The organism is Rossellomorea arthrocnemi, assembly GCF_904424705.1.
Taxonomy (GTDB): Bacteria; Bacillota; Bacilli; order Bacillales; family Bacillaceae_B; genus Rossellomorea; species Rossellomorea arthrocnemi.
In genome coordinates this window covers 21,981-28,111 of sequence record NZ_CAJGBF010000034.1, presented here as the reverse complement: position 1 = coordinate 28,111, position 6,131 = coordinate 21,981, and the positions used below count along the sequence as shown (strand labels likewise).

Genomic DNA, 6,131 nt, shown 5'->3' with positions numbered 1-6,131 from the left:
GGCCCATTTCGTCTCACTTGAATATACGTTTTTGCCCATGCAAAAACACCTCCGTTTTCAGTACTTGTAATAAGTGTACCATTTCGGAGGTGTTTTATATTGTCCCATTTAATTATGTTAGTCTACTGTCTACCTGACAGGCATGTGTTTTTTTAGTGCTCTTGACTTGTCACAGGGTGCATCCCCTTTAAAAATGTGTTCATTTTATCCTTTGACATGGGTCTCTCAATAAGAAACCCTTGTGCAAAATCACAGCCAAGCTGCTTAAGTAACTCTAATTGTTCCGTTGTTTCCACTCCTTCAGCAACAACCTTCATATCCAACCCTTTCCCCATGGTGGCTATCGACTGTACAATCGCAACATCAGGTGAATGATCGCTCATATTCTGTACAAACGATCGATCGATTTTCAGTATATGAAGAGGGAGATGCTTTAAGTAACTTAAAGAAGAATAACCTGTACCGAAATCATCGATCGCAAGTTTCACACCAAGTTCAGCAAGTGATTTCATGGCTTCTATTGTATGAGTTGCGTCATGTAGCATAATTGTTTCAGTCAGCTCTAAGCACAAATATTCCGGAGGCAGCCCTGATATTGCCAACGCTTCTTTCACACCACACATAAACACAGGATGTTGGAATTGCTGTGCGGACACATTGACGGATATATAGAACTCACCTATGAGTTCGTCTAACCATTCCTTCAACTGTAAACAGGATTCTACCAGAACCCACTTTCCAATTTCATAAATCAGCCCTGTTTCTTCTGCAATGGGAATGAATTCAGCTGGTGAAATCACTCCCCATAACGGATGCTGCCACCTTAATAATGCTTCGCACCCAATAAGGGATTGATTGGGAATGTTTATAATCGGCTGAAACACGATGAACAGTTCCTCTCGCTCAATAGCTCTCCGAAGATGGGCTTCCATCTCAACTTTCCGGGTATTCTCTTCCTTCATATTCCTGGAAAAATAAACCGTATTATTCCCACCCTTTAATTTGGCCCAGGTAAGAGCAGAATCGGCATTTCGCAACAAATCGGCAGATTCTTCCCCATCCCGAGGGAACATTCCAACTCCTATACTGACCGAAATATAAAACTCTTTGCCCTGATATGTGAAAGGTGTCTGGATTGTTTTTAATATAGTCTGGGTAATCTCTGATATAGTAGATTCATTTACATCTTTCGTAAGAAGAACTGTAAAGGTATCCCCACTGAAACGCCCCAGATAAGCTCCTTTTGGAAGGGTTTCCTTAATCCGGTAGGAAAGCTCTTTAATGATGATGTCTCCAGCACAATGCCCCAGAGTATCATTGATCATCTTAAATCGGTCCATATCCAGAAACAATACGGCCAGCTCCCGTTTTTTCCTCTTTGCCCTTTCGATATGCTCATCCACCAATTCTCTGAATTTCATCTTATTAGGAAGGCCTGTTTCACCGTCGTAATAGGCAAGTTGTGTAATTTTCTTCTCGTATTGACGCTCTTTCGTGACATTTCTCCCTATCCCAAAGATCCCCACACACGCACCATCAACGGTGATCGGGATGTTTTTAATTTGAAAGAAATTGACCTCACCGCTCTTGGATGCAATGGGGAGATCATAATATTGCTCCCTTCCATCCATGGCACGGTAAAAATGTCGCCTTACTCGTCCCACGTCCTCTTCCCTTATAAATTGGAGTGCGGACTTTCCAAGAATCTCTTCTTTCGTATAGCCGAATGTTTTCATGAAGGAAGGATTGAGGGAATTGAATCGTCCATTTAAATCAGTACTGTAAACAAAGTCCGTATTATTATCGAAGAGAGACCTGTAATACTCCTCTGATATTTGGATATTATGTGTTAATTCTTGAATATCCTTTTCAGCTGTATTGATTAAATGAGTTAACGACATCATGGCATCGGCTTCAGGCGTTAGCTGAAAATCGATTTTCATATCTTTAAGGGATTCACGTGCCCCTTCAGACAATCCAAGATACGTTAAGGAATGGGCCATGAGTTTTGGCTTATTGCCGTTTCGTCCAAATTCACCATATGAGAAAAATCCGCACACTGGTGAAATCCGGTTGAAATAGGAAAGCTCTTGATTCGTCACATCACGTATATACCTACTTCTCGCAATACAATTATACACAAAGTGGCTTTCCACCGGACGGCGTTTCAATTGAGTTAGTAGCTTTGTTGTGGAATGGATTAAATCCTGCATGCTAACGAATCCAAATGACACCTTATCCCCCTCAGACACTTTCTGACTAAGTTCCACACTTCCGTCTGGGTGCACACTTATGATATAAGCGGCTTCCAAATCATTCCTTCCCTGCAAAAGAAAGGGGAATTCAATCGATGTATCAGGCAGATCCTTTACAAATCTCTCACCCAGGTACATTTCCAGGATACGGATTGGTTTCATATAGTTGATTCCTTCCACCACACCTCCCCTGGCTTTCGTTATGGTGAATGCAGGTCCGACTTCCTTCCATTCCTCTATCGCATGGGAATGGACCTTTAAATCCTCGCCACTCAACGAGGCCGTTACAAACCCATCAGTTGATATGCCTTGGTTGGTGAATACGTAGGAAAGCCTTTTATGAGGAACATCAGAAGAAACTCCTCCGACGATGACCATTTCCTCCCCACCCTCGGATACTCCATCCAGGAATTCCTGAACACCCAGGTGCAGGTGACTAGCAAAGATAATGAATGCTTTCGTCCCCGTTTTCCCCATTTCTTCGTATACCCGTCTTCCTAGTTGCTTACTTGAGCCTGATTTCTCTTGTAAGATCGCCTGCAACTTGGTTTTTTCAAATGCTGTAAATGATAAGACAATTTCTGATACGATCTTCCCTTCGATCACCTGACCGTCCGAGCTGCAGCCAATGAGGATACCTTGAGGAATTAACCGGGTTATATGACGCTGCAGCTCTTGAATGACAGTAATCGGTGAATTGCCGACAAATGCCTGGATCAGAAGGGATGAATGTTGCTCTATTCCATGCTCTTTAATAAATCGATATAGGGAATGTTCGTCGTTATATATGAGTTGAAAGGACTTTACCATTTTCTACACCTACTTGAAAGACATCGTTTCTATCAAAATACCACAATTCGACAGATTTGGATATTCCTTTTATATGAATCCGGATGCTTTCAACTCCTTTTAAAGGACATAACCCACAACTTTCTCAAAGGTCAAAATGAATCAAAAAGAAAAAAGTTGACTCCATTAGAGAGCCAACTTTTTATGCATTATGCAAATGGATGAAGACCAAGCGGTAAACGTAACCCCAAATATAGAACAATAAGCAAAGAAATAACCATTAATATCCAGAGTACGTTAGTGCTCTTTCCTTTATTCATGCGAACCAGGATCATTTCAAACATCCCGATCACCCAGATCCCCACCAATCCTTTGATGCCGTATAAGGCCGGATCGATTCCCTGGTGCTTCCAGAACAATAGGGCTCCCGTTAAAATAATGAGCAAGTAGAATAATCGTAAGATCATATGTACAACTTTCATGCCTTTTTTCTTTCCTGCATTATGTAGGCCAACCGCTACAAAGAAAAGAATGATGGCAATAACCCATGTTGTAATATGGGCATGTGTGTTATCAAACATATTGAACCTCCTACAGGTATATAGTTTACGCTCATAATATTACCATAGTCTTTCCTCCAACAGAAATTTAAACTAGGCCTGTAACGGATTTGTCAAAATTCCCACACCTTCGATTTCAATTTCTACTTTATCTCCCTTTCTTAAAAATCGTGGAGGCTTGTAGCCTTTCCCCACTCCGGAGGGGGTCCCTGTTGCAATAATATCACCTGGCTCAAGAGTCATTCCTTTAGAAAGGATGGAAATAATCGTTGGAATGGAGAAAATCATTTGATCTGTATTGGATGACTGTCGGATTTCACCATTTACCTTCGTAGTGATGGACAGATTATGAGGATCCTCCACTTCATCTTTTGTCACTATATATGGTCCCATAGGGCAGGTTGTATCCAGGCTTTTTCCGATGAAGAATTGTCCATGCTTTTTCTGAAGATCACGGGCAGTAATATCATTTAGAATTGAATAACCAAATACATACTCCATTGCTTCTTCAGGAGAAATCCTTCTCCCCTTCTTCCCGATAATCACGGCAAGTTCTCCTTCATAATCAAGTTCTTCCGTTATGTCCTCGTGATGAAATACTGTTTCTTCATGACCGATGATCGTATTGGTTGCTTTCGTGAAAATCATGATGTCTGTAGGGATATCCTGTTCACCCCCCATTTCAATAGCATGATCACGATAGTTTTTTCCTACACACATGATATTTCTCTTTACTTTCGGTATGGGGGAAAGCCATTTCACCTCATCTTCTGTAAAAGAGCGGATCTCACAAACCTTATTCTTAAGAACACTTTCCACACTTTTAAGAAAGTCTCCCCCGACTTCTATGCCCCGCAATAAATCCTGGGGTAAGTCATGGACACCAGCTAAATCAAACAGCCTCCCATCCTTTTCCACCCCATACGTTTCTTTTCCCCCAACTTTATAACTAACGAATTTCATCCTTATTCATCCCCATTTCCAAAGTTAAATTTCTCCCTTTTTAACCCTATCACTCTTTCCATAACTTAATACACGCCACAGCTTTTCAACAGGCCCGTATCGAAACTTGGATAGCCAAATTTCAGAAACAATCACCTGTATGATATAAATGCCCACCGCGAGCATAGTCCCTGTTGTTAACGTCACTTCCCCGTAAAGTCCAAATCCATAGGAATAGAAAACAAGTGTCCCGATGATCGATTGCATCAGGTAGTTCGAGAGAGACATTTTCCCTACTGATGCTAATGGCTTGCTCCAATTCACCAATTTTTCATTCAACAATAATAATGAAAGGATTATTGCATAAGATACTGATAAGAACGGACCTCCTAAAAAATCTTGAATATAGGTATAAGCAAAGTTGGACTCAATGAATAAGGGAAGTGATTTAATGAAAATTCCAGCAAGCAGCGTACCCGCGCCGATCACCATCCATGCCTTCTTTTGGGTCCTTACCTTTTCCAACAGCTGAAGTTTGCTTGCTCCTGCCCCGATCATCATCATGGGAAGAATCGAAAGTAACAAGAATATAAGATTGTCAGGTGAATTCACCATATACCAATCTTCAAAACGCTGTTCCATGATACTGCTGAAGCTTCCTGAAGCATAGGCGGCGACTGAATTCTGCAGTGCGGCAATATTCGTATATTGTGTGACGCCAGTGGGATCGGCAAAGGTCATTAATACTAGTAAAATACTGAAAAAAGTTTGTGGCAATAAGAACAAAATACCTCCCAGCCACATCAACCCCTTTCCAGAAAGCCGCATAAAACAAAGAAGAACCAGACCAAATATGGCGTAATTAATCAGGATATCCCCTGACCAGATCAGGAATGCATGGATACATCCGATTCCCAATAAAACAAGAAGTCTTCTTATTCCAAACAGGTAGAAGGCCGATCCTTTCTCCCTTGCCCTTTGCTGCTGAATCCCTAACCCATATCCAAACATCATGGCGAATAAGGGGTAGAAACTTGCTTGAACCAACACATCGATCCATGGATACAAGGCGGTATCTTCGGGTGTTTTCCACCAGGTATACGGATCCAGATATAGAAATGGTGAATGAAAGGAAATCATATTGATGATAAAGATACCCAGCAATGAAAATCCTCTGATCACATCAAGACTTACTATACGTTCTGATTGTTCAATTGGCGACATGGTGTTCATTAATCTTCCTCCGAAAAAATAATCTTGATTCTATTCTAACCCGAAACAGCAAATTAGGCGATTATCACCTATTTATATTCTTAACATAGAATAACAATAATTAACTTTGTCTTAAAGGTGTGAGTCAAAATGCCCGCAATCGTAGGAATTGCACAAGTCGTAAGTGTCGGTTCCAGTGCCGTCTTTCATATCGGAGATGTCTTTAACATCAGTCCCATTTCCACCGCCAAAACCTTTGCCGGGGCAGGTTCATTCATCACGGGGAAGGGAATTTCAGTCTATAATGAGAGCTCCTTGACCTACACAGTGGATGATGATGGAATGGATCAAGGAATAAACTTTAACGTATGAG

5 protein-coding genes are annotated in these 6,131 nt (G+C 41.3%); 1 reads left to right on the top strand and 4 read right to left on the bottom strand.

Features of this window, described 5'->3' with window-relative positions:
- Positions 1 to 152: 152 nt before the first annotated feature.
- The 4 genes from BAA9072_RS22920 to BAA9072_RS22905 form a co-directional block, all read right to left on the bottom strand.
- A complete protein-coding gene (locus BAA9072_RS22920; protein WP_201716879.1) occupies positions 153 to 3,065 on the bottom strand; it encodes a bifunctional diguanylate cyclase/phosphodiesterase in 2,913 nt (970 codons plus the stop codon).
- A gap of 188 nt (positions 3,066 to 3,253) precedes the next feature.
- Positions 3,254 to 3,625 (bottom strand): YisL family protein, encoded by a 372-nt coding sequence (locus BAA9072_RS22915; RefSeq protein WP_201716878.1) that lies wholly within the window; start codon positions 3,623 to 3,625, stop codon positions 3,254 to 3,256.
- A gap of 72 nt (positions 3,626 to 3,697) precedes the next feature.
- Complete coding sequence (locus BAA9072_RS22910) at positions 3,698 to 4,567, bottom strand: fumarylacetoacetate hydrolase family protein (RefSeq protein ID WP_201716877.1); 870 nt, start codon at positions 4,565 to 4,567, stop codon at positions 3,698 to 3,700.
- Positions 4,568 to 4,591: 24 nt separating this feature from the next.
- The gene (locus tag BAA9072_RS22905; protein WP_201716876.1) at positions 4,592 to 5,779 is read right to left on the bottom strand and encodes a DUF418 domain-containing protein; all 1,188 of its coding nucleotides are present in this window, start codon (positions 5,777 to 5,779) and stop codon (positions 4,592 to 4,594) included.
- Between the two features lie 129 nt (positions 5,780 to 5,908).
- Here BAA9072_RS22905 and BAA9072_RS22900 point away from each other — a divergent pair, with 129 nt between their 5' ends.
- Positions 5,909 to 6,130 carry a spore germination protein gene (locus BAA9072_RS22900; RefSeq protein ID WP_201716875.1) on the top strand — a complete coding sequence of 74 codons (222 nt, stop codon included), beginning with the start codon at positions 5,909 to 5,911 and terminating at the stop codon, positions 6,128 to 6,130.
- The last annotated feature ends 1 nt before the right edge of the window (position 6,131 follow it).

Excerpts from the sequence above, each read along its gene's own strand:
- BAA9072_RS22920 (WP_201716879.1), bottom strand. The coding sequence starts at position 3,065 with ATGGTAAAGTCCTTTCAACTCATATATAACGACGAACATTCCCTATAT.
- BAA9072_RS22915 (WP_201716878.1), bottom strand. The coding sequence starts at position 3,625 with ATGTTTGATAACACACATGCCCATATTACAACATGGGTTATTGCCATC.
- BAA9072_RS22910 (WP_201716877.1), bottom strand. The coding sequence starts at position 4,567 with ATGAAATTCGTTAGTTATAAAGTTGGGGGAAAAGAAACGTATGGGGTG.
- BAA9072_RS22905 (WP_201716876.1), bottom strand. The coding sequence starts at position 5,779 with ATGAACACCATGTCGCCAATTGAACAATCAGAACGTATAGTAAGTCTT.
- BAA9072_RS22900 (WP_201716875.1), top strand. The coding sequence starts at position 5,909 with ATGCCCGCAATCGTAGGAATTGCACAAGTCGTAAGTGTCGGTTCCAGT.